Genomic DNA, 25686 nt, shown 5'->3' with positions numbered 1-25686 from the left:
ACCGGTACCCCCCGTTCGCGGGGACGCGGCACCGGGCGTCAGGGCGTGCTCAGTCGTCCACCCGCTCGGCCTGCTCCAGCCAGGTCTGCTCCAGCTGCTCGCGCTCGGCGGCCAGCGCCTTGACCTCGGCGTCCAGCTCGGCCAGGCGGGTGTAGTCGTCGGCCGCGGCGGCCATCAGCTCGTGCAGCTCGCTCTCGCGCTTGGACACCCGGTCCATGCGGCGCTCCACGCGCTGCATCTCCTTCTGCGCGGCGCGGCGGTCGGCCGCCGACACGGCCGGGGCCTTCGCCTCCGGCTCCGCGGCCGTCTCGGAGGCGCCCAGGGGCACCGTGGCCTCGCCCGCCCTGAGCGCGCGGCGCTCCAGGTACTCGTCGACGCCGCCGGGCAGGAAGGCCAGCCCGCCGTCGCCCATCAGCGCCAGGACGCGGTCGGTGACGCGCTCCAGGAAGTAGCGGTCGTGGCTGACCAGGACCAGCGAGCCGGGCCAGCCGTCGAGGAGGTCCTCCAGCTCGGTGAGGGTCTCGATGTCGAGGTCGTTGGTGGGCTCGTCCAGGAGCAGCACGTTGGGCTCGTCCATGAGCAGGCGCAGCAGCTGCAGGCGGCGGCGCTCGCCGCCGGAGAGCTCACCGACCGGGGTCCACTGGCGCTCGCCGCGGAAGCCGAAGCGCTCCAGCATCTGGCTGGCGGTGTAGTCGCGCTTGCCGATGGTGATGTGCTCGCGCACCTCCATGACCGTCTGGAGGGGGCGGGCGGCGGGGTCGAGCTCGGCCACGTTCTGCGACAGGTGCGCCAGCTTGACCGTGCGGCCCGTGCGGACGTGTCCGCTGTCGGGCTCGCGCTCCTCGGCGAGGATCTTGAGCAGGGTGGACTTGCCGGCGCCGTTGACGCCCACCAGCCCGACCCGGTCGCCCGGACCGAGCTGCCACGTCAGGTGGTCGAGCAGGACCCGGTCGGGGACGGCGACGGTCACGTCCTTGAGGTCGACGACCGTCTTGCCCAGGCGGGAGCTGGCGAAGCGGACCAGCTCGACGGAGTCGCGGGCCGGCGGTTCGTCCTCGATGAGCTGGTTGGCCGCCTCGATCCGGAACTTGGGCTTGGAGGTGCGCGCGGGGGCGCCGCGGCGCAGCCAGGCCAGCTCCTTGCGCATGAGGTTCTGGCGGCGCTCCTCGGCCGCGGCGGCCTGGCGGTCGCGCTCGGCCTTGGCCAGGACGTAGGCGGCGTACCCGCCCTCGTAGCGCTCGACGGCGCCGCGCCCGACCTCCCAGGTGCGCGTGGTGACCGCGTCCAGGAACCACCGGTCGTGGGTGACGACCACGAGCGCCTCGGAACGGGCGTTCAGGTGCTGGGCGAGCCAGGCGATGCCCTCGATGTCGAGGTGGTTGGTGGGCTCGTCCAGGACGATGAGGTCGTGGTCGTCCACCAGGAGCCGGGCCAGGCCGGTGCGGCGACGCTCGCCGCCGGACAGGTCCGCCATCGAGGTGTCCAGGTCCCAGCCGCTGAGCAGGCCCCGCAGGAGGTCGCGGATGCGCGCGTCGCCCGCCCACTCGTGTTCGGCCCGCTCGCCCAGCACGAACTCGCCGACAGTGGTGTCGGGGAAGGTGTCGCGCTGGTGGAGGAAGCCGACACGGAGCCCGCGGTTGTGCACGACCCGGCCCGAGTCGGGCTCGGTGAGCGCCGACAGCACGGAGATCAGCGTCGACTTGCCGCCCCCATTGCGGCCGACGACGCCGATGCGGTCGCCCTCGTCCACGCCGAGCGAGACCTTGTCGAGGAGTACGAGGGGCCCGTAGGCCAGGGACACGTCCTGAAGATTGACCAGATTCATCACTGTCCATTGTGGTCCCCCCGACGCGGTGCCCGGACCGCTCGGCGCCGGAGGGCGACCGTCCGGGCGGCGACGACCGCCAGGCACGCCGGCGCGGTGACGGCGGTAAAGGTCATCTCGGCGGGGACGCCGTAGAAGCGCTCCGCCCACGTGCCGTACCGGCCGCCCATCACGTAGGTCACCGCCGTGTTCGTCCAGGGGAACAGCGCGGGCGGCACCAGGTAGGGCAGCAGGCGCGGGGCCACCCGCCACCACGGGCGGCCGGAGCGGCGCGCGCCCCACAGGGGCGCCCGCAGGACCCCGCGCACACCCAGACCGGCCACGATCAGGGTGGCCGCGTCGGCCCCGCCTCGCGTCAGAGGACGACCAGGGACACCTGGCCGAGATGGACGATGGGCCCGGCGGTGGGACAGGAGACGGTCGCGCTGCCGCTTCCCTCCACGGTCGGGGAGGACACGAAGGAGATGCCGAACATGTGGTTGCAGCGGCCGATGAGCCGCCACTGGATGTCCTCCGACTCCGCCTCGCACGTGTAGGTGACGTGGTCGAACGGAAGGGGTCGGGACTCGGTGCAGGCGAAGCCGTCGGCCTCGTCCGCGTTGGCAGCGCCGGGCAGCAGGGCGACGGTCAGGCCCGCGAGGGCGGTGGCGGCGAAGACCTTGGCGGCACGCTGGAATCGCATGTCTCTCCCGTGTTCGGTGCTCCAGGGCGTTCCTGGCGCGCCCGTAGTCTGCTCCGCCCCGCTATCGCCGCCGTTTCGGCGCCCTGTCCCACCGGCTTCCCGCGTTCCCGGCTCATCCCAGGCGCGCGGCGTAGCGGCCGCGCAGCTCCTCGGTCCGGTCCGCCGGCCACGGGCAGCGCACGTCGCCGTGGACCGCCGCGAAGTACTGCTCCAGGTGGGTGTGCCAGGCGGCGAGCGCCGTCGGCAGGACCGCCCCCAGCCGCTCGGGCACGGTCTGGGTCACCTCCACACGGTTGCCGAGTTCGGGGTCGTGGACCAGCTCCCAGCGGACCGTGCCCGCCGCCTCGCCCTCGTGCGTCCAGGTGTACTCCAGTACGCGCGGGGGGTCGGCCTCGGTGACCGGGCCCGCTCCCACGTACTCGTTGACGGCCCCCACCGGCGGCACGCCGCCGATCTCGGCGCTCTCGCCCCCGGTGAGGACGGCCCAGGCGTCGTCGAGCGGTGTCCACACGATGTCGCGGACGAACGAGACGACGAATCCGTCGGGGGTCGCCACCGCCTCGCCCTCGTCGAGCCCGAACTCGGCCACATAGCGCTCCACGGCCGTCAGACGGCCGTTCGGCGCCTCGGAGGCGGCCTCGGGGTCCCGACCCTCCAGGTGGGCCTCCAGCGCCGCCAGACACGTGTCCCAGCCGTGGGCGGTCCTCGCCGCCGCGATGCGGCCGAGCGCGCCCCCGCCGGCGACGTGCGTGAGCGTGAACCGGGTCCCGGATCCGGCGTCGTCCGGGGCGACCTCGAAACGCAGGGCGTCGCGGCTCCACAGGAACCCGAACACGCGCGGCGGGTCGAACTCGGTGACCTGGCCCTCCCCGCCGTCCCCGGCGTCGGCGGGGGCGTCGGAGAAGGAGAAGCGCAGGTGCCCGCCCACCCGCAGCTCGCCCTCGACGGCCGCGGGGAACCACCGCGCCAGCTCCGCGGGGTCGGACACCGCGCGCCACACCCGCTCCGGGTCGGCCGCGACGCGCCGGTCCAGGAGCAGGACCGCGTCGCCCGCCACCACCCGCAGTGTCGCCGTCGGCTGTGCCATCGTGCACTCCCCTTCTCGGTCGGACCCGCCCGGTGCGGTCGGCACCTGGTCGTGACCGTACCCAGGACGGGACCCGCCCGGAACCGCACCACGCCAGGACCCGCGCGGGCCGGACCGGGGCCGGCCCGGGTCGGACCGGGGCGGGACCAGGAGCGGGCCGGGCCCGGAGCGGGTCAGACCAGGAAGAAGTCCCGGGCCGCCTTGGCCAGGCCCTCCGTGTCCAGTCCGTGGGCGCGGTCGTGGTCGGCCGGGGTGCCGTAGGAGCGCAACTCCTCGTCCCGGCCCACGCCCAGGCCGAGCTGGCGGTGGCGGCGGTCGGCCAGGGCCTCGGCCACCTCGTGCGCGGAGGTGCCCCGCAGGTAGGGCTCCACGACCAGGACGTCGGCGCTGCCCGCGGCGCCCACGAGCCGGCTGAGGCCGTCGCGGTCGAAGGGCCGCACGGTCGAGGCGTAGGCGACGGTGACGTCCAGGCCCGCAGTGGCGTCCAGGACCCGGTCGAGCATGGGTCCCACGGCCACGACCACGCCCGCCGAGCGGGCCGATCCGGTGCGCAGGACCGTCAGGCGCGGCGACGCGGGCATCGACGTCCGGTTGCCCGTGGCGGAGAGCCGCACGTACACGCGGTCGTCGCGGGCGATGGCGGCCCTGAGGAGGTCGCGCGCCTCCTCGTGGTGGCCGGGCACGTGCACGGTCCACCCGGGCAGGGTGTCCAGGAGGGCGACGTCCCCGGGCGCGTGGTGGGTGCGGCCCGCCGTGGAGGCGTCGTAGGAGCCGCCGATGCCGACGAGCACCGCGCCGACGTCCTGGTGGCCGAGGTCCAGCTTGACCTGCTCGAAGGGCCGCTCGACGAGGAAGGGGGCGTAGCTGTGCACGACGGGGCGCATCCCGGCGAGGGCGAGCCCGCCGGCCACCCCGATCATCGCCTGCTCGCGGATGCCGACGTCGATCACGCGGCCCGGGTGGCGGGCGGCGGAGCGCCGGAACATGTCGCCGGAGATCACGGCGAGGACGAGGGCGGTGCGGGGGTCGTCGTCCAGGGCGGCGCCGACGGTCTCGGCGAAGGCCTGGCGCATGTCCGTGTTCCTGTTCATGTCCGTGTTCATGACCGTCTTCCTGTTCACGTTCCGACACGCACCCGTGCGACGACGGCGAGCGGTCCGCGGGGATGGGGGCGGGTGAGGGCGTCGTGGAGGGCGTCCTGGTCGCGGCCGTCGGCCTCGCGCGTCTCCCAGCCCTCCACGGCGAAGCGCGCCGCGATGCCGCCGGGCCACCCGTGCCTGGCCGAGCGGTTGTCGACGGCCACGACGGTGAGGTTGTCCGCGCCGAGCCGGCCGGCGGCGGCGATGGCCTCGTGGTTGCTGCCCTCGTCGAGTTCCCCGTCACCGACGAGCACGACGACCCGGGGTTCGGCGCCGTCGGCGCGGCGCACGTCCCGGGCGCGCAGTCCGAGGGCGGTGCCCAGGGCGAGGGGCAGGCCGTGGCCGAGGGACCCGCTGCCGATCTCGACCCCGGGGACGAGCACGCGGTCGGGGTGGTGGCCCAGCGGGGAGTCGAAGGCCGCCCAGGTGCGCAGGGTCGGCACGTCGAGGAACCCCTTGGCGGCCAGGACGGCGTAGTAGGCCGCGGGGCCGTGCCCCTTGGACAGCAGGAAGCGGTCGCGGGCGGGGTCCTCGGCCGTCTCGGGCGAGACGGCCAGGACGCGGTCGTAGAGGACCCACAGGACGTCCAGCGTGGTGTGGGCCGCGGCGCTGTGCTTCTCGTCACCCTCCATGAGTCCGATGAGGGTGGGGAGGTCGGCGTATCGGGAGAGGACGGCTCGGGTCGACATGCGCCCAGTGTTCAACCTCAACCGCGATTGAGGTCAACCCGCGCGGACCCGCCGGGACACCCGCCGGGACACCCGCCGGGACACCCGCCGGGACACCCGCCGTCGGCAGTGATCTACCTCACACCGGGTGAGGTCACAGGACCGTGGCCCCCGGCACGTCGCCGTAGGCCGTCACGACCCGCTCGCACAGTCCGCTCGCCTCCAGGGCCGCCACCACGTCCGCCTCGCGCCGGTCGATCACCGAGCGCTCCTCTGCGCCCCCGCCGACCAGGAACGCGCAGGTCGGACCGGACCCGGACACCAGGGCCCCCAGGGCCCCGGCCTCCGTGCCGGTCTCGAGCGTGCGCTCCAGTTCCGGGAGCAGGGACAGCGCGGCGCCCTGCAGGTCGTTGCTCAGCGCCCGGCCCAGCGCGACCGGATCGGCGGCGGCCAGCGCGGCCGCCAGGGCGGCGTCGGCCCGCGGCTCGGGGGCGTCCGGGCGCAGGCGGTCGTACTCGGCGAACACCTTGGCCGTGGACAGCCCGTGCGGCGAGAGCGCGAACACCCAGTGGAAGCGACCGGGTCCGGCCATCGGTTCGAGGATCTCGCCGCGCCCGCGGCCGACCGCGGTGGCCCCCACCAGGGCGAAGGGCACGTCGCTGCCCAGTTCGGCCGCGTAGTCGAGCAGGGTCCGCCGGGGAAGGTCACAGCCCCACAGGCGGTCGCAGGCCACCAGGGCGGCGGCCGCGTCGGCGCTGCCGCCGGCCATCCCGCCCGCCACGGGGATGTGCTTGTCCATGTGGATGGTGACCGGGTGGCCCCGGCCCGTCCGCTCGGCCAGCAGGGCCGCGGCGCGGGCGGTCAGGTTGGTGCCGTCCAGGGGCACGCGCGACAGGTGGGAGCCCAGCCCACCGCCCACGGTCAGCTCCGTGAGGCCGGTCTCGGGACGCGAGGGCGCCGTCGTGACGGTAACCTCATCGAACAGTGAGACGGCATGGAACACGTTGACGAGGTCGTGGAATCCGTCCTCGCGTCCGGGCCCCACCGCCAGTTGGAGGTTCACCTTCGCGGGGACCCGCACGGTTACGGTGGTATTAACGGTCACGAGTCCCCAATCGTAAAGGAACCCCCACCTTGCGTGAACACACACCCCTCGCGGGTCAGCGGTGTGTTCGACGCACGCTGGGAACCGTCACTTCTGTCATGTCAGTTACCGCCCGCACCACTCGCGGCCCGATCCGGCCCGCGAGTGGGAATCAGGGCACAAACACCGCTACCTTGGGGCGAGGCGGAGTTTGGACACCGTCGGGGAGGGTCGCTTGCCGTCGGATGGGCTCCCGAAGAACCTGGAACCGCTGGCCGCCGGAGATCCGGCCACCATCGGTCCCTACGTGCTGTCCGGGAAGCTGGGTAGTGGCGGCATGGGTACCGTCTACCTGGGCAGCGCCGCGGACAGGAACAGCTCGACACCGCGGGCGCGGGGTGACGCGCCCCAGGTAGCGATCAAGGTCATCCGCCCGGAGCTGGCCTTCGACGAGGCCACCCGCGCGCGGTTCCACGACGAGATGGAGAACGCCCGCAAGGTCGCCTCCTTCTGCACCGCGAAGGTCCTCGACCACGGAACGTTCGAGAACCGCCCCTACATGGTGACCGAGTACATCGCGGGCACCGCGCTGGCCGAGCACATCGCCGAGAACGGGCCGCTGGACTCCTCGACCCTGCACGGGTTCGCCCTGGGCGTGGCCGCGGCCCTGGCCGCCATCCACCGCACCGGGCTGGTCCACCGCGACCTCAAGCCCGCGAACGTGCTGCTGTCGCTGTCCGGTCCCCGGGTGATCGACTTCGGCATCGCCCGCGCGATGAACACCGCCACCAACCACACCCAGACCGGCATCGTCATGGGCAGCCCGGGCTGGATGGCCCCGGAACAGCTGCTGGAGGAGCAGGTCACCACCTCGGCGGACATCTTCGCCTGGGGGTGCCTGGTGGCGTTCGCCGGCAACGGCACGCACCCCTTCGGCAACGGCGACGCCATGACCCTGGGCAAGCGCGTCCTGTTCGCCGAGCCGCAGATCGGTGCGCTGGACAGCCCGCTCGACCGCCTGGTGACCCGCGCCCTGGCCAAGGAGCCGGGCCGCCGGCCCACCGCGCAGGACCTGCTGCTGGAACTCGCCGGCGGCGAGGACCCCACCAATCCCAACGACATGGTCTCGCACGCCCTGCACCAGTCGTGGCGGCCGAACCTGCCCCCGATGCCGCCCGGGATGCCCCACCCCGGGCACGGGCAGTCCGCGCACCAGACCATGACGGGCATGCGCCATCCCGGACCGGGCCCCTACCAGGCCGCGCCGCCCATGCCGCCGCCCGCGCACCAGACCGGCAACTTCCCCCGGCCGCAGGGGCCGCCTCCCGGCCGCGCCGCCGCCGGGCACCCCGTCGGGCACCCCGCCGCGCCGCCGCCCCAGCACGCGCCCCAGGGGCAGGCCCATCCCGTCGGACAGCCGCCGGCCCAGCACCCGGCCTCGACCGGCCCCATCCCGATGGTGCCGCCGCCCCCCGAGCAGCAGGTCTCCCGGCCGCAGCCCTACGTTCCGCCCGTGCCACCGCCGCCGCACCGACCCGCCGCGCCCTCGCGGCGCAGGGGCCTCGTACTGGGCACGGTGCTCGCCGGAGTGGCCGCCCTCGTGGCACTGGTGCTGCTGCTGACCTTCCTGTCCAGCAACGGGTCCTTCCTCCCCTGGTCGGACGACTCCTCCCAGGGCCAGGAGGAGGAGCCGGACACCCAGGAACCCGATGCCCAGGAACCGGACGCCGCGGTGCCCGGCGGCGGGACGGACGAGCCGACCGGACCGCCCAGCGACATGCCGGTCACCTCCGCCGACGGCGCCGTCCAGTACGACGTCTCCGAGGTCACCTGCGGGCTGACCAAGCACAACATCCGTTCGGGCCTGCAGACCGACGCGGAGTACTGCGTGGTCGATCTGCGCCTGACCAACACCGGCGGCGACCTGCTGCGCTTCGACGCCGAGGACCAGATCATCACGACCACGAGCCAGAGCACCCGCGAGGGGGAGGACCCGTCGAGCGAGGAGCGGCGGCAGTCGCTCTGGGAGGGTCCCGGCGTGGCGCCGGGCACCACCGCCAGGGGCGACCTGGTGTTCATCCTCCGCGAGAACGACGGCCGTCCCGAGGTCCTGTCCCTGACCCACGGGGACGGCGCCGAGCGCACCGACATCTCGATCGAGCACCTCGTGCGCTGAGCGGCGCCTCAGCCGAAGCGGGTGACGAACCGGCGCTGCCAGGGCGTCTCCACGGCGCCCGAAAGGTAGTGCGCCCGGACGTAGGCGACCGCCTCGTCCGCGGGCACGCCGTCCAGGACCGCCAGGCACGCGAGCGCCGTCCCGGTCCGGCCCTGCCCGCCCATGCACGCCAGCTCGACCCGCTCGCCGCCGGCCCGCGTCCACGCCTCACGCAGGGCCTCGCCGGCCGCCGTGCGGTCGCTCGGCAGGCCGAAGTCCGGCCAGCGGACCCACCGGGTCTCCCACGCCACGGAGGGCGGGGTGCTGCCGAGCAGGTAGAGGGCGAAGTCGGGCTCGGGCCCCGCCGGAAGGGGGCGGGCCAGGCCGCGGCCGCGGACGAGCCGCCCCGACGGCAGGGCGAGCACGCCGGGCGCTCCGGGCTCCCAGGTCGATGTCATGGTCCGAGACTAGGGCGCGTGCCGCGGCGGCGCCATGGGCCGGGAACACGGCGGGCCCGGCGCACTCAGGGTGTGCCGGGCCCGTCGGCCGTCAGGGGAGCGGGTCGCCTACTCCCACTCGATGGTGCCCGGGGGCTTGCTGGTGACGTCGAGCGTGACGCGGTTGATCTCGCGGACCTCGTTGGTGATCCGGTTGGAGATCTTGGCGAGCACGTCGTAGGGCACGCGCGACCAGTCGGCCGTCATGGCGTCCTCGCTGCTGACCGGGCGCAGGACGACCGGGTGGCCGTAGGTCCGGCCGTCGCCCTGCACGCCCACCGAGCGCACGTCGGCGAGCAGCACCACGGGGCACTGCCAGATGTCCCGGTCCAGGCCGGCACGGGACAGCTCCTCGCGGGCGATCGCGTCGGCCTCGCGCAGGATCTCCAGGCGGTCGCGGGTGACCTCGCCGATGATGCGGATGCCCAGGCCCGGGCCGGGGAAGGGCTGGCGCCACACCATCTCCGGCGGCAGGCCGAGCTCCTCGCCGACCTTGCGGACCTCGTCCTTGAACAGCTCGCGCAGCGGCTCGACCAGGGTGAACTGGAGATCCTCCGGCAGGCCGCCCACGTTGTGGTGCGACTTGATGTTCGCGGTGCCGGTGCCGCCGCCGGACTCGACGACGTCCGGGTAGAGCGTGCCCTGGACCAGGAACTCGACCTCGGCGCCGTGCTCGCCGCTCTCGACGACGACCTCGCGGGCCGCCTGCTCGAACACGCGGATGAACTCGCGGCCGATGATCTTGCGCTTCTCCTCGGGGTCGGTCACCCCGGAGAGGGCTTCGAGGAAGCGGTCCTCGGCGTCCACGACCTTCAGGGTCGCGCCGGTGATCGCCACGTAGTCCTTCTCGACCTGCTCGGCCTCGCCCTTGCGCAGCAGGCCGTGGTCGACGAACACGCAGGTCAGCTGGTCGCCGACCGCACGCTGCACCAGGGCCCCGGCCACGGCGGAGTCGACGCCGCCGCTCAGCGCGCAGATGACGCGCTTGTCGCCGATCTGCTCGCGGATGCGCTCCAGCTGCTCCTCGACGATGTTCACCATCGTCCACGTGGGGCGGCAGCCCGCGCCCTCGTAGAGGAAGGTGCGCAGGACGTCCTGGCCGTGCTCGGTGTGCATGACCTCGGGGTGGAACTGCACGCCGAACAACCGCCGGTCGGTGTCCTCGAACGCGGCGACGGGCGCGCCCGCGGTGCTGGCGACCGTGGTGAAGCCCTCGGGCGCCGCCACGACGGAGTCGCCGTGCGACATCCACACCAGCAGGTCGGAGGGCAGGCCGGAGAAGAGCACCGAGTCGTTCGTGGCGGTCAGCTCCGTGCGGCCGAACTCGCTCAGGTCGGTGCGGTCCACGGTGCCGCCCAGCGCCCGGGTCATCGCCTGGAAGCCGTAGCAGATACCGAAGGTCGGCACTCCGGTCTGGAAGAGTTCGGCGCCCACGTGGGGCGCGCCCTCGGCGTAGACCGAGGACGGGCCGCCCGAGAGGATGATGGCCTTGGGATTCTTGGCGAGCATCTCCTCGACGGGCATGGTCGAGGGCACGATCTCGCTGTGCACGTGGCATTCGCGAACGCGACGCGCGATCAGCTGCGCGTACTGCGCGCCGAAGTCGACGACGAGAACGGTGTCGAACGTGCTCTCAGCACCAACGGACACGACGGAGGACCTTCCGCAGGAGAACAGGGATGTCCGCCCAGTCTAGGGCGTCATCCGCGGGCACCCGCCCCGAGCGGGACGGGGTGTGCGCAGTCCCTCAGCGGCGCCGGTCGCCGCACGCCCCGGGCCGGAGGCCCCAAGAAGGCACAGGGGTGAGGGGCGCGCCGGTGCCTGCAGGAGGAGACGAGGCCGCAGCGAGGAACGAGCAAGGCAAGTCGACGACGAAGGACCCGGCATGAAGCGCCCCGAACCCACGGGCCAAAGCGAGGAACGAGCGGAGGCCCCAAGAAGGCACAGGGGTGAAGGGCGCGCCGGCGCCTGCAGGAGGAGACGAGGCCGCAGCGAGGAACGAGCAAGGCAAGTCGACGACGAAGGACCCGGCATGAAGCGCCCCGAACCCACGGGCCAAAGCGAGGAACGAGCGGAGGCCCCAAGAAGGCACAGGGGTGAAGGGCGCGCCGGCGCCTGCAGGAGGAGACGGGGCCGCAGCGAGGAACGAGCAAGGCAAGTCGACGACGAAGGACCCGGCATGAAGCGCCCCGAACCCTAGCCCCGCGCGAAGCCGTCCGGGTTGGCCGACTGCCAGCGCCAGGCGTCCGCGCAGGCCTCGTCCACGCCCCGCACGGCCTTCCAGTCGAGGTCGCGCGCGGCGGCGGAGGGGTCGGCGTAGCAAACGGCGATGTCCCCGGGGCGGCGCTCGACCACCTCGTACGGGACGGGGCGGCCGCTCGCGCGCTCGAAGGCGCGCACGCCCTCCAGCACCGAGACGCCCTTGCCCGTGCCCAGGTTGTAGGCGCGGAACCCGGTGGCGTCGGCCAGGTGGGTCACGGCCGCGAGGTGCCCGCGCGCCAGGTCCACCACGTGCAGGTAGTCGCGCACACCGGTGCCGTCGGCGGTGTCGTAGTCGTCGCCGAACACCTGGAGCCGCTCGCGGCGGCCGGAGGCGACCTGGGCGATGTAGGGGAAGAGGTTGTTGGGCACGCCCTGGGGGTCCTCCCCGATCAGTCCGCTGGGGTGGGCGCCGATGGGGTTGAAGTAGCGCAGCGCGGTGATCCGCCACCGCTCGTCCGCCGCGGCCAGGTCCCGCAGGATCTGCTCGGCGAAGAGCTTGGTGGCGCCGTAGGGGTTGGCGGAGGCGAGGGCGGCGTCCTCGGCGATGGGGACCCGCTCGGGGTTCCCGTACACCGTGGCCGAGGAGCTCAGCACCAGGTCGCGCACGTCGAACTCGTCCATCACCTCGGCGAGCGAGAGCAGGGCGTCCAGGTTGTTGCGGTAGTAGCGCAGGGGCTGGCGCGCGGACTCGCCCACGGCCTTGAGCCCGGCCATGTGGATGACCGCGTCGACGTCGTGCTCGGCGAACACCCGGCGCAGCGCGTCCGCGTCCGTGCAGTCGGCCGGGTGGAAGGCCACGGAGCGTCCGGTGATGCGCTCCACACGCCGCAGGGACTCCTCGTGGCTGTTGACCAGGGTGTCGACGACCACGACGCCGTGCCCGGCGTCGAGGAGTTCCACGGCGGTGTGGGAGCCGATGTAGCCGGCGCCACCGGTGAGCAGTACGTTCATCGCTGACTTCCTGAAGGTGGGGACGCCCGCTCCGGCGCGGGCCACCTCAGGATAGGTGAGCTGTGTTCTCCTTGGGCCTCCGCTTCGCTTCGGCCCGTGCTCGGGCGCCCGGAAGACGCGCCCTTCGGTCCTTCCGGTGCACTCCCTCATTCCTCGGGAGTGCACCTCCAGGCCCTCCAGAACGCGTCGGCGCCCTCCTCGTGCTTTCTTTGGGCCGCCGCTCGTTCCTCGCTTCGGCCCGTGCTCGTGCGCCCGGAAGACGCGCCCTTCGGTCCTTCCGGTGCACTCCCTCATTCCTCGGGAGTGCACCTCCAGGCCCTCCAGAACGCGTCGGCGCCCTCACGAACCCTCTGGGGTCACGGCAGGCTGGACGACCTACACCGGAACGGCCTGAAGCACCCGCGGGGGCCCGCACCGGGCGGCGCGGGCCCCTCGTCGTCCAAGGGTCAGGGGCGGTGCGGCGGGCCGCGGCGGATGTCGAACCACAGCACCTGCGGGTCGTGGTCGCTGACCTGGTCGTGGAACTCGGAGTTGACGCGCACGACGTCGTAGTCCATCCGGTCGGCCAGGACGCCGTTGACCAGGATGTGGTCGAGCGCCTGCGAGTTGCCGTCGAACACGTAGTTGTAGCGCTCCTCCTCCGGCAGCGCGTCCATCGGGTTGGCCAGCAGTCCGTCGGCGGTGAGGATGTCCAGGGTCGGCGAGAACGGGAAGTCGTTCAGGTCGCCCATGACGATGAGGTTCGCCTCCGGGTCGACCGCGAGGAGGTCCTCGGCGAACTGGCGGACGAGCCGGGCCTGGGCGTTGCGCTGGACCTCGCTCGTGCGGACCGGCGGCTGCTGGACGCCGTGCAGCGACGGGTCGCCGCCCTTGGAGTTGAAGTGGTTGGTCACCACGTACAGGTCCCGGCCCTTGGCCCGGAAGTGGCCGACGAGCGGCTTGCGGCTGTCGTCCCAGGCCTCGTCCTGCGGCTCGATCCGGCCGGGCGACACGCTCAGCTCGGCGCCGCGGGGTCCCTCGGTGACCTCCACCGCGGTGGTGGCGTCGCCGCCCTCGACGTCGACGAACCGCACGTGTTCGGGGTTGAAGAGGAAGGCGTTGCGGATGTTGCCGCCGGGCTGACCGCCGTCCTGGCCGTCCTGCGGGCTGATCTGCCGCCACTCGTAGGACGGGCCGCCCTGGTCCTCGATCGCGGCCACCAGGCGGTCCAGGGTGACGTCGGGGTCCACGGTGCCGTCGTCGGTCGGGCCGCTGCTGTCCTGGATCTCCTCCAGGCCGATGATGTCGGGCGTGCCCAGGTAGTCGACGACGCCCTGGGCGAGCTCGTCGAACTTGGCCTGGTCGTCCTGGCCGTCGAGGTTCTCCACGTTGTAGGTGGCCACGGTGACCTCGTAGCGCTCGGCGTCGCGGGCGGGGACGCGCTCCAGGCCCCCGGGGGCGAGCTCGCCCATGGTCGTGGCGCGCACGAGGTAGCCGCCGAACCGGCTGTAGTAGACCGGGCCCTCGGTGACCCCGGTGAGGGTGTCGCCGACGTCGGCCCGCGGGAAGGGGTGCCGCTCCAGGTCGAGCAGCGACTCGATCTTGACCCGTCCGGTGTTGGGTTCGTCGTAGGAGCCGTAGTGCGTGCCGCCGTTGACCGTGCGGTTCTCGTCCGGCTTGGCGGTGACCCACAGGGCGTCGTAGGGGTCGGTCGCGCCGATGACGGGGGCGTCCTCCACACGCACGAGCATGTGCTCGTGGGCCTCCCAGAAGTCCAGGGCGTAGGTGTCCGGCTCCAGCTCCCGGTCGGTGGTGTCGCCGCCGTGGTCGGGCGCGTAGGTGTCGGGGATGGTGTCCCCGCCCAGGTCGAGGGACTCGGGGACGTCGTTGCCCTCGGACACCACGGTCCAGCGGGCCCGGTCGAGCTGCGTGATGCTCTGGCTCCCGCTGGCGGGCCGGTACTCGCTCACCCGGCCGGCGGCCAGGACCTCGTCGCCGACGGACACGTCGGGGGTGGTGGATCCGGTGAAGACGAAGAGCGCCTCGCTCGTGCGCGGGTCGCCGTCGCCCTCGGTGTCCTGGAACCAGAAGCCGCGCGCGCTGCCGAAGGCGTTGACGGCCGTCACGACGCCGGGCAGGCCGCTGACCGTCTCGCCCTCCAGGGGCGAGGAGCGGGTGGTGCCCTGGACGTCGTGGACGCGCAGGTCGCCGGGCTCGACCGGGTCCTCGGGGTCGGTGCCTCCGCCGTCGCCGGCGGTCTCCCCGGCCGCGTTGGTGGGGGCGGGGGCTCCGGCGGTGAAGTCGGCGGCGTTGTCGCCGGTGTCCGTGAGGTCGGCGTCGCGGGCGGCCGAGGTCGTGTTGCTCAGCCCCGGGGCGGGCGCGCCCTCGAAGACGGTGGCCGAGCCGTAGCCGACGAGGTCGGCGACGCCCTCCTCCTCGGCGCACTCGGCGGCGGTCCGGCAGGCGACCGGTTCGGTGCCCTCCACCAGCAGGACCACGCCCGAGCCCGCGGCCATGGCGGTGCCGCCGGCGGCGTCGGGGGCGGGCAGGTCGACGGAGCCGCCGGCGCCGGCGCCCTGGCGCACCAGGTAGGAGGTGCCCGGTTCGATCGCGCCGCCGAGCGGGGTGACCTGGACCCGGGTGGAGTCGCCGGGCCGCGCGGGCAGGTACTGCACGCTCCAGCCGTCGAGGCCGACGGCCGCGTCGGTGGGGTTGCCGAGTTCGACGAAGTCGTTGCGCAGTTCGGCGCCGCTGTTGCCGCCGCCGCCGTAGACCTCGCCGATGACGGGGCCGGTGGCCTCGGCCGCGGCGGGCAGGGCCGTGGAGAGCGCGGCGGTCAGGGACAGCGCCGTCACCGCCGTGGCGGACGCGAGCACGCGTCTGGAGGGGGTTCTGCTGGGGGACACGCCTTCTCCGGTCTGGTCGGGGGTGGGGATCCGGGATGGGGATGGGGATGCACGGGTGAGGGGCTGGCACATCATGGCCCGTTTGGATGTCCGAACGAAAGAGAGCGCGTGAAATGGAGACGACACACGGTGATTTTGGTGGGATCCGACCACGACCAGGTGGAATTGTCCTTGGACGATCATCCAAGCGGGCGCCCGGGTGGGTCGGATCTCCCGGGCGCCCGCGGTCCGGGGCGTGGCGGGCTCAGCCGCTCCGGCGGGCGTTGGCGCGGTGCACCAGGTACTCGTCGTAGTCCAGCGGGTTGCCGTCGGTGCGGGCCCGGCGGGGGACGGGCCCCGTCACCGCGCGCTCCCCCTCCGGGAACGTCCACCACACGCCCTCGCCCCGGGAGAGGCCGGGCAGCTCGGTCCGGAAGGCGTCCACCGACCTCGCCGCCACCTCTCCCCTCAACAGCCACCCCTCGGCGGTCTCCACTGTGTCGCGCACGCGTGCGCCCAGCGCGTTCAGGCGGGCCGTCACACCGCCGAGCACGTCCGCCGGGACCTCCAGCTCGAACCCGTGCACCGGCTCGAACACGCGCGTGCCCGCCCGGTCCAGTGCCCGCATCAGCACGAGCGGGGTCAGCTCGCGGAAGTCGGCGGGCGTGGTCGGGGGCGCGAACCCGCTGCGGATCAGCGTCACCGCGCAGTCGGTCACGGGCCAGCCGTACAGGCCCTGGCCCAGGGTGTCGCGGACGGTCTCCTCGATGGCCCGGTCGAAGGCCCCGATCAGCGCGCCGAACTCCACCTCGCGGCGGAACACGACGCCCGCGCCCTCCTTCATCGGATCGACCCGCAGGCCGACCGTGGCCCACGTGCCGACGAGGCGCCCCGGGGAGACCTCCTCGACCGCCGACCCCGTCCCCGCCGGGCGCTCGGTGTGCGCGGTCCGGCTGGGCTCGAACACGGCCCGCACGCCGAAGTCCTCGGCCAGGGTGGCGGCGACGACCTCCTTCTGCACCTCGCCGTAGAGCAGGACCGACAGGCCCTCCCCCGCGACGGTGCGCAGGTGGATCAGGGGGTCCTGGTCGGCCAGCGCCGCCAGGGCGGCGTGCAGGCGCGCCGCGTCGCCGCCGTCCTCCGGACGCACGACGGCCTCCAGCGCGGGCCGGGCGAACCGCGCGGCCGCGGCCGGCGGGCCCAGCCGGTCCCCGACGCGCACGCCGGGCAGCCCGCGGATCCGGCCGATCTCGCCGGCGGCCAGGGGCCGGGACCGCACGCCCTCGGCTCCGACCACCTCCAACCCGGTGATCCGGCCCCGGTGCGGCCCGTCGTCCCCCGGGTCGGCGCGCTCGAACTCGACGTGCGCGCGCGGCTCCAGGCACCCTGCGCGCAGCCGCAGGTAGCCCGTCTTCTCGCCGGTGGGGGCGCGCTCGATCGCGAACACCGTGCCCCGGAGCTCGTCGGCGGCGTCCTCGCCGTGGGCCGCCGTGGTCACCGGCAGCAGGGTGGTGAGCACCCGCGTCAGCGCGCCGACGCCCTGGCCCGTGACCGCCGATCCGCACAGGACCGGGTACACCAGGCCGCGCCCGACCTGCTCCCGCAGCACCCCCGTGAGCGCGTCCGGTCCCGGGAGCGGGCGGTCCTCGACCAGGGCGGCCAGCAGGGCGTCGTCGTGCTCGGCGAGCGCCTCGGCGACGCGACGGGCGAACGCGGGGTCCCGGAGGTCCCCCGGCTCGGTGCGCGCGTGCGGTGTGCCCGCGTCCCGCACGGTGTCCATGGCCAGGGCGCCGCCGGTGAGCCGCCGTCGGATCTCGGCGAACACGCGCTCGGGCCGCGCCCCGGCGCGGTCGGTCTTGTTGACGAACAGCAGCACCGGGAGCCCCGACTCGCGGAGCACGCGCATGAGCACCCGGGTGTGGGCCTGGACCCCCTCGACGGCGGAGACCACCAGGACCGCCCCGTCGAGCACCGCCAGGGCGCGCTCGACCTCGGCGACGAAGTCGGTGTGGCCCGGCGTGTCGATCAGGTTGACGCGGGTCGGTCCGACCCGGAATCCGGCCACGGCCGTGCGGATGGTGATGCCGCGCTCGCGTTCGACGCTGCCGGTGTCCGTGGTGGTGTCGCCGGTGTCGACACTGCCGAGCCGGTCGATGGCTCCGGACTCGAAGAGCAGGCGTTCGGTGAGGCTGGTCTTACCCGCGTCGACGTGGGCGAGAACGCCGATGTTCAGTGTGGAGGTCATGCGTGGTGGGTCCCTCGGGAATTCGTGTCCAGGTGGGCTCGAAGATTCCGTAGGGACGCCGCATGTCTGTCTCCTCGCTGTGGACGCGAACCCGGCGGGTCCGCCGGGTTCGGAACGATCGTGCTGCGCGCCGGCACGTCCGCGCAATTGCTTTTCTTGGGGCCTCCGCCTCGCTTCGGCCCGTGCTCGGGGCGCCGGGAGGCCGGCGCCCCGAGCCGACCCCCCGGGGACACAGGCAGGCTCGGACTCGAAGGGGCTCAGAGGCGGGGGTCGACCGGCTCCGACTCCAGCGCCAGGACCGCGAACACGGGCTCGTGCACCCGCCACAGCGGTTCGCGCCGGGCGTGGCGCGCCAGTGCCTCCAGCCCGAGCTTGTGCTCGCGCATCGCCAGGCCGGCCTTGCGGCCCAGGTTCCGGTCCTTCAGCACCGCCAGCCGGTCGGGGTCGGTGTAGTCGGCCCCGTAGATGATCCGCAGGTAGTCCGGTCCCCGGACCTTCAGTCCGGGCTGGGCCAGGCCCTTGCGGCCCGTGGCGCGGGCGCCCAGGACCGGCTTGACCACGATGCCCTCGCCACCGGCGGAGACGAGGTCGCGCCACCAGTCGGCGGCGGCGTCGCAGGCGGCCGGGTCCGTGGTGTCCACCACCAGGTAGCGGGTGGAGCGGACCATACCGCTCGCCTCGGCCAACTGCTCGGCCACGGCCATGTGCCACAGGTGGTCGGCGTCGGTGAACTCCCGGCCCTCGGCCGCCAGCAGCATGAACGGCGCGTACTGGAGCCCGGCGGCACCGTCGGTGTCCCAGGAGTAGCGCCGGTACACCCGGCTGAACTCCGCCATCTGTTCCTCGCGGCGCGCCACCGTGTCCGCGAGGCCGCCCACGTCCAGGCCCCGCGCGGCCGCCGCGGCCAGTGCGTCGGAGGCGGCGGGCAGGGCGGCACGGGCCGCGGCGCCCACGGACGCGTACTGCTCGCGGATCAGCGACCGCGCCTTGGCCGACCACGGGAGCATCTCCCCGTCCAGGGCGACCCAGTCGGTGCCCAGCTTCTCCCACAGCCCGGCGTCGGTGACGGCCCGGCGCAGCCGGTCCACCACCTCGGCCTGGACCTCGGGGTCGGCGAAGAAGGGGCGGCCGGTGCGGGTGTAGAGGGTGCCCAGTTCCCCCGGCACGAACCGGCGCTCGGCGGCGGCCGTGTCCCTGCACAGGACCGCGACGGCCCGCGAGCCCATGTGCTTCTCCTGGCACACCACCTGGCCGATGCCCGAGCCGCGCAGGGACGCGAACGCCTCCCGCGGGTGCTCCAGCAGGCCGGGCTCGGCGGAGGTCGGCGCGGGGGCCATGGTCGGCGGGAGGTAGAGCAGCCAGCGCGGGTCCACCGCGAAGCGGCTCATCACCTCCAGGGCTGCCAGTGTGCTGCCGGAGTCGGCGCGCACCGTGCCGTGCTCGGTCGCCACGGACAGGCCCGGGTGGCCGGCGCCCACGCCGACGTCGGTGATGTCGACGGTGTCGCCCGGCCCCCGCTCGGTGCCGGAGGCGGATCCGCCGCCCGGCCGCACGTCCTCCGCCAGCGGCCGGGTCGGCTCGTACCAGACCTTGTGGGCGGCCACCTCGACCAGCTCCCGCTCCGGATAGCGCAGCGCGGTGAGCTTGCCGCCGAACACGCAGCCGGTGTCCAGGCAGATCGTGTTGTTGAGCCACTCGGCCTTGACCGTGGGCACGTGGCCGTAGACGACCGCCGCCCTGCCCCGGTAGTCGCGGGCCCACGGCAGGCGCACGGGCAGCCCGTACTCGTCGGACTCCCCGGTGGTCTCGCCGTAGAGCGCGAAGGACCGCACCCGACCGGAGGCGCGCCCGTGGTACTCCTCCTTGAGCCCGGCGTGCGCGACCACCAGCCGGCCCTCGTCCAGGACGTAGTGGCTGATGAGGCCGTCGCAGAAGGCCAGTGCCTCCCGGCGGAACTCCTCGCTCTCCGACTCCAGCTGCGCCAGGGTCACCTCCAGGCCGTGCGTGATCCTGGCCTTGGCGCCCTTGAGCACGCGCACGAGCTTGTTCTCGTGGTTGCCGGACACGCACAGGGCGTCGCCGTCGGCGACCATGCCCATGACCAGGCGCAGCACGCCAGGGCTGTCGGGGCCGCGGTCGACGAGGTCGCCGACGAACACCGCCGTGCGTCCGCCGGGGTGGCGGGCGCCCGTCGCCCGGCCGTGCTCGTCGCGGGAGACCTCGTAGCCGAGGCCGGCCAGCAGCTCCTCCAGTTCCTCCCGGCAGCCGTGCACGTCGCCGACGATGTCGAAGGGCCCGGTCAGTTCACGCTTGTCGGTCCAGCCCTTCTCCAGCTCGATGACGGCGGCGTCGATCTCCGCGGGGCCGCGCAGGACGTGCACCCGGCGGAAGCCCTCGCGGTCCAGGCGCTTGACGCTCTGCTTGAGGTCGCGGCGCTGGCGGCGGACCACGTGGTCGCCGAAGTCGCGGTCGGGGCGGTCCCGGTTGCGCTCGACGGCCAGGGCCTCGGGCACGTCCAGGACGATGGCCGTGCACAGCACGTTGTTGTCCTTGGCCACCCGCACGAGCTGCTCGCGGGCCTTCTTCTGCACGTTCGTGGCGTCCACGACCGTGAGCAGGCCCCGGCGCAGGCGGATGCCGACGATGGTGTGCAGCAGCGCGAACGCGTCGGCGCTGGCCGACTGGTCGTTCTCGTCGTCGCTGACCAGTCCCCGGCAGTAGTCGGAGCCGATCACCTGTGTGGGGCGGAAGTGCCGGGCGGCGAACGTGGACTTGCCGGAGCCGGACACGCCGACCAGCACGACGAGACCCATCTCGGGCACGCCGAGCACGCGCGGCTCGGCCGCCGGTGTCCTCTCGGAGTAGCTCATCGGGTGAACACTCCCATCTGGGTCGGTGCGCCGGTCCCGGGGTGCTCCGGTCCGACCGGCAGGTGGCGGACGCGGTAGCCGTGCGCCCCGGCCACACGCGCGGTCCAGGCGGTGAACTCCGCGCGCGTCCACTCGAAGCGGTGGTCGCCGTGGCGGAACGCGCCCTCGGCCAGGCCCTCGTAGTGCGTGTTGTACTCGGCGTTGGGCGTGGTGACCACCACCACGCGGGGCCGGGCCGCGCCGAACACGACCTCCTCCATCGCGGGCAGCCGCGAGGGGTCCAGGTGCTCGACGACCTCCATCAGCACGGCGGCGTCGTAGCCCTCGAAGCGGCGGTCGCGGTAGACGACCGAGCCCACGAGCAGTTCGGGCCGGGAGCCCTTCGGCGTCTCCCGGCCGGAGGCGCCGAGCAACGGCAGGTGGGCGCCGTAGCGGTGCGGGTCGCAGCCCTTGCAGAATCTGCGGTGGGCGTGTTCCAGGCAGACGGTGCTCACGTCCACGCCGGTGATCCGCTCCAGTGAGTGGTCCGCGACCAGCCGCTCCAGCAGCCTGCCCGGGCCACAGCCCAGGTCGATGACGCTGCGGGCCTCCTCGGCGCGCAGCACGGACAGCACGGCGCCCGCCCGCTGGTCGGCGAGCGAGGGCTCGCGCTCGTCGCGCGGCGGTGCGGCGGCGGCCTCCTCCACCCGCGGGTCGTCGGCGTCCTCGTCCTCCACCAGGTCGTCGGTCTCGGCCAGCCGGGTCAGGGCCGTGCGCACGTAGCGCTCGCGGCGGCCGAGGTAGCGGCGGGTGATCCAGTCGCGCTCGGGGTGGGCGGACAGCCACCCGGGACCCTCGTCGGATCCGCCCGCGCGCAGGAGCTTGTCGATCTCGGTCTCGTCCACCCAGTAGTGCTTGTGGCCGTCCATGGCGGGCAGCAGCACGTACAGGTGGCTGAGCGCCTCGGACAGCGGCACGGTGCCGGTGAGGGTGAGCGACAGGTAGTGGGAGTCGCCCCACCCGGGCAGGCCGGGGTCCAGCGGCACCGGTTCGGCCCGCACGGCCCAGCCCAGGGGTTCGAACAGCGCGCGGGCGCGCTCGGCCCCGGCCCGGCAGGGCACGGCCGGCAGGCTCAGCACGAGCGGGATCGGGGCGGCGGCCAGTTCTGGGCGCAGGTCGCAGCGCCCGCGCAGCGCGGTACGCAGCACGCGGCCCAGCGCCACAGTGAACAGCGACGACGTGGCGTAGGGCCGGTCGTTGACGTACTGGGCGAGGGCGAAGTCGGGCGTGCTGACCGACGAGCGCGACCGGAGCAGGGCCTGCGGATCCACCTCCAGCAGGAGCGCGGCGGTGCAGCGCTCCGCGGTGGCCTCCGGGTAGAAGAGATGGGCGGTGCCGAAGGACTGCTCGAAGCTCTGCACCCGGTCGGGATGCTTGTGCAGCAGGAAGCCGAGATCCGTGGCGGGGTGCCCCGTGGTCGCGTCGGTGGTGATCGTCAGTAGCACCCGAGCATTGTGTCCCAGCGCGGTGCCGGGCGACCAGTGGTTTAGGGTGCGGGCGGCGGGCGGTCCGGATCCAGTCCGAGGTCGGCCATCGCCCGCGCGGCCTCCGTGCGGGCGTCGCCGAAGAACGACCACGGCAGGTCGCAGACGTAGCCGTCGGCGGCGGCCAGGTGCCAGCGCGCCGCGTCGGTGAGACCGGCCCGGTGGAAGGCCCACCCGAACAGGTGGTGGGCCTGGACGTCGCGCACGTGCGGGACGGCGGTGCCGGCCCACACGCGGGCCAGGCCGAACAGCTCCTCGACCGGCTCGCCGTGCAGCCGTCCCAGGGCCATCCGCACGATGAAGGCGCTTTTCCCCTCCTCCGTGAGTCTGCGCTCCTCGGCGCGCAGGTGCTCGGCGTGGGCGAGCGCGAGCACGGAGGGCAGCGGGCTGCCCTCGGGCGCGGAGTCGGCGGTGGCGCCCGCGGTCGCGAACATCTCCTCCGCCGAGCCGCCGCGCGTGGACGCCAGGGTGCGCACGCGGGTGGCGTGGGCGGGGAACAGGTGCGGTGCGCGCGCGGTCGTCTCCGCCCAGAGCCGGTCCTTGTCCGCGCGGTCGGCGCCCAGGCCCATCGCCACGGTCTGCAACGCGGCCCAGGGCGCGGCGTCGTCGGTGTCCAGGAGGGCGGCGGCCTCGAACGGGCCGCGCGCCTCCTCCAGGGCCGCCTCGGTGCCCTTGCGGTCGGCCGGGGCACTGCCGCCGGACCGGCGCACGGCCCCGGCGAGCAGGGCGTGGCCGAGCCAGAGCAGCACGTCGGCCTGCTGCGGTCCGCTCCCGCTCCCGGCCCCCGTCCGGGCGAGCGCGGCGACCTCCGCGGGGTCGTCGGCGGCGGCGCGGCCCAGGGCCTCGGCCCGGTAGGCCCGCGCCTCCGGGTCCTGCCGGGTCTCGGCGAGCAGCGTCAGCCCCGCGTCGAGTTCACCCTCGGCCACGGACGCGCAGCCCGCCCGCAGGACCGGGTCGGTGCCGAGGGCGGCCGACACCAGCGCCGCCCCCGCCCCCGTGCCGCCGGCCCGCCGCGACGGTGTTCTCCTGAATCCCCACATGTGACCCCTCCCGGCACCGAAGGTACCGGGAGCCCGGTCAGCCGAGCGAGGCGGTCTCGGTCGGGGCGTCGTCGGAGCCGTCCGCCCCGGCCGCACCGCGCGGGCCGCCCTTGCGGACGCGGTCGCGCAGGTGCTGGGCGATCTGCAGTCCGATCAGCACCACGCCCAGCGCCGAGCCGGCGCCCACGAACACGCCGGGGTCGACCGTCGTCGACAGTGCGCCCTGGAACAGCGCGCTCCACTCCGGCGCCACCATGACCAGGGCGGCGGCCACGATGAGGGCCACGCGTTCGCCGACCAGGGTGCGCCGCAGGAAGTGGCCCTCGATCGCGATCGCCGACGCCGCCAGTGCGACACAGCCGCTCGCGACCGCCACCACGACGTCGATGACCGGCCCGTCCAGCGCCATCAGCGCCGTGTAGGCCATCAGGACGGGGATGAGGTAGAGGCCCTTGGCGAACTTCCACGCGGAGACCCCGGACCGCATCGGGCTGGCCTCGGCCACCCCGGCCGCGGCGTAGGCGGCGAGCGCCACCGGCGGCGTGACGTTCGAGTCCTGGCTGTACCAGTACACGATCATGTGCGCGACGATCACGGCGAGCCCCAGTTCCTCCAGCGCGGGGACGGCCAGGACCGCCAGCACCACGTAGGAGGCGGTGACCGGCAGGCCCATGCCCATGATGAGCGACGCGATCAGCACCATGACCAGGGTGAGCAGCAGGTTGCCCTCGAAGACGTTCACCATCACGTTGGAGAGCGTCAGGCCGAGGCCGGTCAGGCCCACCATCGCGACGATGATCCCCGCCACCGCGCAGGCGACCGAGACCGGCAGCGTGTTGCGCGCCGCCATGACGAAGACCTCCAGGAAGTCCCGGGCCGACAGGCGGCTGGAGGCCCGCAGCATCGCGACCACGAGCAGGGCGCCGCAGGCGAAGAGGCCCGCCTGCGTCGGCGGCACGTACATGAGCAGCAGGACGATGAGCAGGATGAGCGGTGCCAGGAAGTGCCAGCCCGCCGCCATCACCGTGCGCAGGCGCGGCAGGTCCTCGTCGGCGTCGCGCCCGATGCCGTGCTTGCGGGCCAGGATGTCCACGAACAGGAACATCACGCCGAAGTACATCAGCGCGGGGATGATGGCGACCTTGACGATGTCCGCGTAGGGGACGCCGACGCGCTCGGCCATGATGAACGCGCCCGCGCCCATGATGGGCGGCAGGATCTGTCCGCCGGTGGAGGCCGCGGCCTCGATGCCCGCGGCGTCGTGCCGCTTGTAGCCGACCCGGCGCATCAGCGGGATGGTGAACGGGCCGGTGGTGACGACGTTGGCGATGGCGCTGCCGGACACCGACCCCATCATGGCGCTGCCCAGGACCGCGCCCTTGGCGGGTCCGCCGACCATCCGGCCGGTGAGGACGTAGGCCAGGCCGACGAAGAAGTTGCCGCCTCCGGTGCGCGACAGGAGCGCACCGAACAGGATGAACACGAACACGAACGTCACGACCACGCCCAGCGTGAGGCCGTAGACGCCGTCCCCCAGGTAGCTCTGCGTGGCGATCCGCTCGATCCGCGCCCCGGAGTGCCCGAACTGGCCGGGGATGAGCCAGCCGATCATCGCGTAGTACATGAACGCGACGACGATGATGACCATGGCCAGGCCGACGGCCCGCCGGGTCGCCTCCACCAGCACGACGATGAGGACCACGCCCAGGAGCCAGTCGGTCTCGGTGTAGGCGCCGGCCCTGGAGGCCAGCTCGGCCTGGAAGGCGATCGGGTACAGGCTCACCCCGACCGCGGCCGCGATCAGCACCGCGTCCATGGCCCCGCCGAGCCGGCGCAGGAACGTGACCAGCCCGGCGGGCGCGTCCGACCCCCGTGACCGGGTGGCGGCCAGGGTGAGGAGCCGGACCGTCCAGCCGCCCTTCCCCTCCAGCTGGAAGGGCGGGAAGACCAGGAACACCATGACCATGGTGAGCATCAGGTGCAGCAGCCGCTGCTGGCGCGCGTCCAGGCCCGCCCACAGGGCGACGTAGAGCTGGAACGCGGTCAGCCCCACGGCCAGCACCAGGATGATCCGGCCGACGGCGGTGGCCCCGGGGCCGGGGCCCCACCGCCGCTCCGCGAGCTGCTTCCAGACGGGGGCCTGCCCCCGGGCGGCGTCGATGCCCTCGACGTCGGGGATCGTCTCGGAGGACGGCGGTCTGCTCCGGGTCTCGGAGTCGGGGGTCGGGTCAGCCATGGTCGTTCCTCAGTTCGTGTGGCCGGTGGCCGGTGCGGAGGAGGTCAGCACCGGGGATGCGGGGCACCCCTGACCAGCAGGGGCAGGGTCGCCGCCCGTGCGGGGTCGAGGGTGACCCGATGGGCGGCCAGGCACGGGGAGAGCCGGACCTCGGTACCGTCCGCCAGGAGGCGGTGGTCGACGGTCGGCGAACCGACGCGCAGGGCAAGCTCGGTACCGACGTCGCGGCCCATGTCGTCGATGACCCACCACTCGCCGTCGGCGTACCCGGTGCCCTCTCCGGGGATCTGGCCCATGCCGGCGCCGAACTGGCGGATGCGCGTGGTCTCGGCCACCAGGCGGCCGTCGCGGAGGACGAGGTCCTCCTCGATCGGCAGGTGGTCGATGGAGTGCATGTAGGTGATGGTGAACCGTTCGCCCTCGGACAGCGGCAGGTAGCCGATGGTGGAGCCCTCGTCGCTCACACGGAGCACGGGCCACACCGGTAGCAGCAGGGCGCCCAGGGCCGCGGCGGCCAGCACGCCGCAGACCCGGGGCACCGTCAGCGGGGACCGCACG

General features: G+C 73.8%; 18 protein-coding genes. 1 reads left to right on the top strand and 17 read right to left on the bottom strand.

Features of this window, described 5'->3' with window-relative positions:
* Positions 1-49 precede the first annotated feature (49 nt).
* From HNR10_RS20510 to HNR10_RS20480, 7 genes are all read right to left on the bottom strand, one after another.
* A complete protein-coding gene (locus tag HNR10_RS20510) occupies positions 50-1825 on the bottom strand; it encodes an ABC-F family ATP-binding cassette domain-containing protein (protein ID WP_179826013.1) in 1776 nt (591 codons plus the stop codon).
* Complete coding sequence (locus HNR10_RS20505) at positions 1825-2148, bottom strand: hypothetical protein (protein WP_179826011.1); 324 nt, start codon at positions 2146-2148, stop codon at positions 1825-1827. Before HNR10_RS20505 ends, HNR10_RS20510 begins: the two co-directional genes overlap by 1 nt.
* 32 nt (positions 2149-2180) lie before the next feature.
* Positions 2181-2507 (bottom strand): hypothetical protein, encoded by a 327-nt coding sequence (locus HNR10_RS20500; RefSeq protein ID WP_179826009.1) that lies wholly within the window; start codon positions 2505-2507, stop codon positions 2181-2183.
* A 112-nt stretch (positions 2508-2619) separates the two neighbouring features.
* The gene (locus HNR10_RS20495) at positions 2620-3594 is read right to left on the bottom strand and encodes an SRPBCC family protein (protein WP_179826007.1); all 975 of its coding nucleotides are present in this window, start codon (positions 3592-3594) and stop codon (positions 2620-2622) included.
* Between the two features lie 173 nt (positions 3595-3767).
* A complete protein-coding gene (locus HNR10_RS20490; RefSeq protein WP_179829850.1) occupies positions 3768-4667 on the bottom strand; it encodes a transketolase family protein in 900 nt (299 codons plus the stop codon).
* Between the two features lie 44 nt (positions 4668-4711).
* A complete protein-coding gene (locus tag HNR10_RS20485) occupies positions 4712-5422 on the bottom strand; it encodes a thiamine pyrophosphate-dependent enzyme (protein ID WP_179825996.1) in 711 nt (236 codons plus the stop codon).
* Positions 5423-5555: 133 nt separating this feature from the next.
* Complete coding sequence (locus HNR10_RS20480; RefSeq protein WP_179825994.1) at positions 5556-6506, bottom strand: 4-(cytidine 5'-diphospho)-2-C-methyl-D-erythritol kinase; 951 nt, start codon at positions 6504-6506, stop codon at positions 5556-5558.
* A 214-nt stretch (positions 6507-6720) separates the two neighbouring features.
* Here HNR10_RS20480 and HNR10_RS20475 point away from each other — a divergent pair, with 214 nt between their 5' ends.
* Positions 6721-8661 carry a serine/threonine-protein kinase gene (locus HNR10_RS20475; RefSeq protein ID WP_179825992.1) on the top strand — a complete coding sequence of 647 codons (1941 nt, stop codon included), beginning with the start codon at positions 6721-6723 and terminating at the stop codon, positions 8659-8661.
* An 8-nt stretch (positions 8662-8669) separates the two neighbouring features.
* Here the strand turns inward: HNR10_RS20475 and HNR10_RS20470 are convergent, their stop codons facing one another.
* The 10 genes from HNR10_RS20470 to HNR10_RS20425 form a co-directional block, all read right to left on the bottom strand.
* Complete coding sequence (locus tag HNR10_RS20470; RefSeq protein ID WP_179825983.1) at positions 8670-9098, bottom strand: protein-tyrosine phosphatase family protein; 429 nt, start codon at positions 9096-9098, stop codon at positions 8670-8672.
* Between the two features lie 108 nt (positions 9099-9206).
* Complete coding sequence (gene guaA / locus HNR10_RS20465; protein WP_179825981.1) at positions 9207-10787, bottom strand: glutamine-hydrolyzing GMP synthase; 1581 nt, start codon at positions 10785-10787, stop codon at positions 9207-9209.
* A gap of 546 nt (positions 10788-11333) precedes the next feature.
* Positions 11334-12350 carry a UDP-glucose 4-epimerase GalE gene (galE, locus tag HNR10_RS20460; RefSeq protein ID WP_179825979.1) on the bottom strand — a complete coding sequence of 339 codons (1017 nt, stop codon included), beginning with the start codon at positions 12348-12350 and terminating at the stop codon, positions 11334-11336.
* Positions 12351-12796: 446 nt separating this feature from the next.
* Positions 12797-15307 (bottom strand): endonuclease/exonuclease/phosphatase family protein, encoded by a 2511-nt coding sequence (locus HNR10_RS20455; protein ID WP_179829849.1) that lies wholly within the window; start codon positions 15305-15307, stop codon positions 12797-12799.
* A 172-nt stretch (positions 15308-15479) separates the two neighbouring features.
* Positions 15480-17459, bottom strand: a complete 1980-nt coding sequence (locus HNR10_RS20450) for an elongation factor G (RefSeq protein WP_179825978.1) — start codon at positions 17457-17459, stop codon at positions 15480-15482.
* A gap of 257 nt (positions 17460-17716) precedes the next feature.
* Positions 17717-20329: a polynucleotide kinase-phosphatase gene (locus HNR10_RS20445; protein WP_179825977.1), complete on the bottom strand. Its 2613-nt coding sequence runs from the start codon at positions 20327-20329 to the stop codon at positions 17717-17719.
* Positions 20326-21813, bottom strand: a complete 1488-nt coding sequence (locus HNR10_RS20440; RefSeq protein ID WP_179825976.1) for a 3' terminal RNA ribose 2'-O-methyltransferase Hen1 — start codon at positions 21811-21813, stop codon at positions 20326-20328. The genes HNR10_RS20445 and HNR10_RS20440 overlap by 4 nt, the downstream gene beginning before the upstream one ends.
* 41 nt (positions 21814-21854) lie before the next feature.
* A complete protein-coding gene (locus HNR10_RS20435; RefSeq protein WP_179825975.1) occupies positions 21855-22892 on the bottom strand; it encodes a hypothetical protein in 1038 nt (345 codons plus the stop codon).
* 37 nt (positions 22893-22929) lie between these two features.
* Positions 22930-25128, bottom strand: coding sequence for a TRAP transporter permease (locus tag HNR10_RS20430; protein WP_179825974.1), 2199 nt, complete (start codon positions 25126-25128; stop codon positions 22930-22932).
* 44 nt (positions 25129-25172) lie between these two features.
* Positions 25173-25685: a DUF1850 domain-containing protein gene (locus HNR10_RS20425; protein WP_179825973.1), complete on the bottom strand. Its 513-nt coding sequence runs from the start codon at positions 25683-25685 to the stop codon at positions 25173-25175.
* Position 25686: the final 1 nt, after the last annotated feature.

Origin of the sequence: Nocardiopsis aegyptia, assembly GCF_013410755.1 — a bacterium.
Lineage (GTDB): Bacteria > Actinomycetota > Actinomycetes > Streptosporangiales > Streptosporangiaceae > Nocardiopsis > Nocardiopsis aegyptia.
This window is presented reverse-complemented; position numbering and strand designations above follow the sequence as displayed.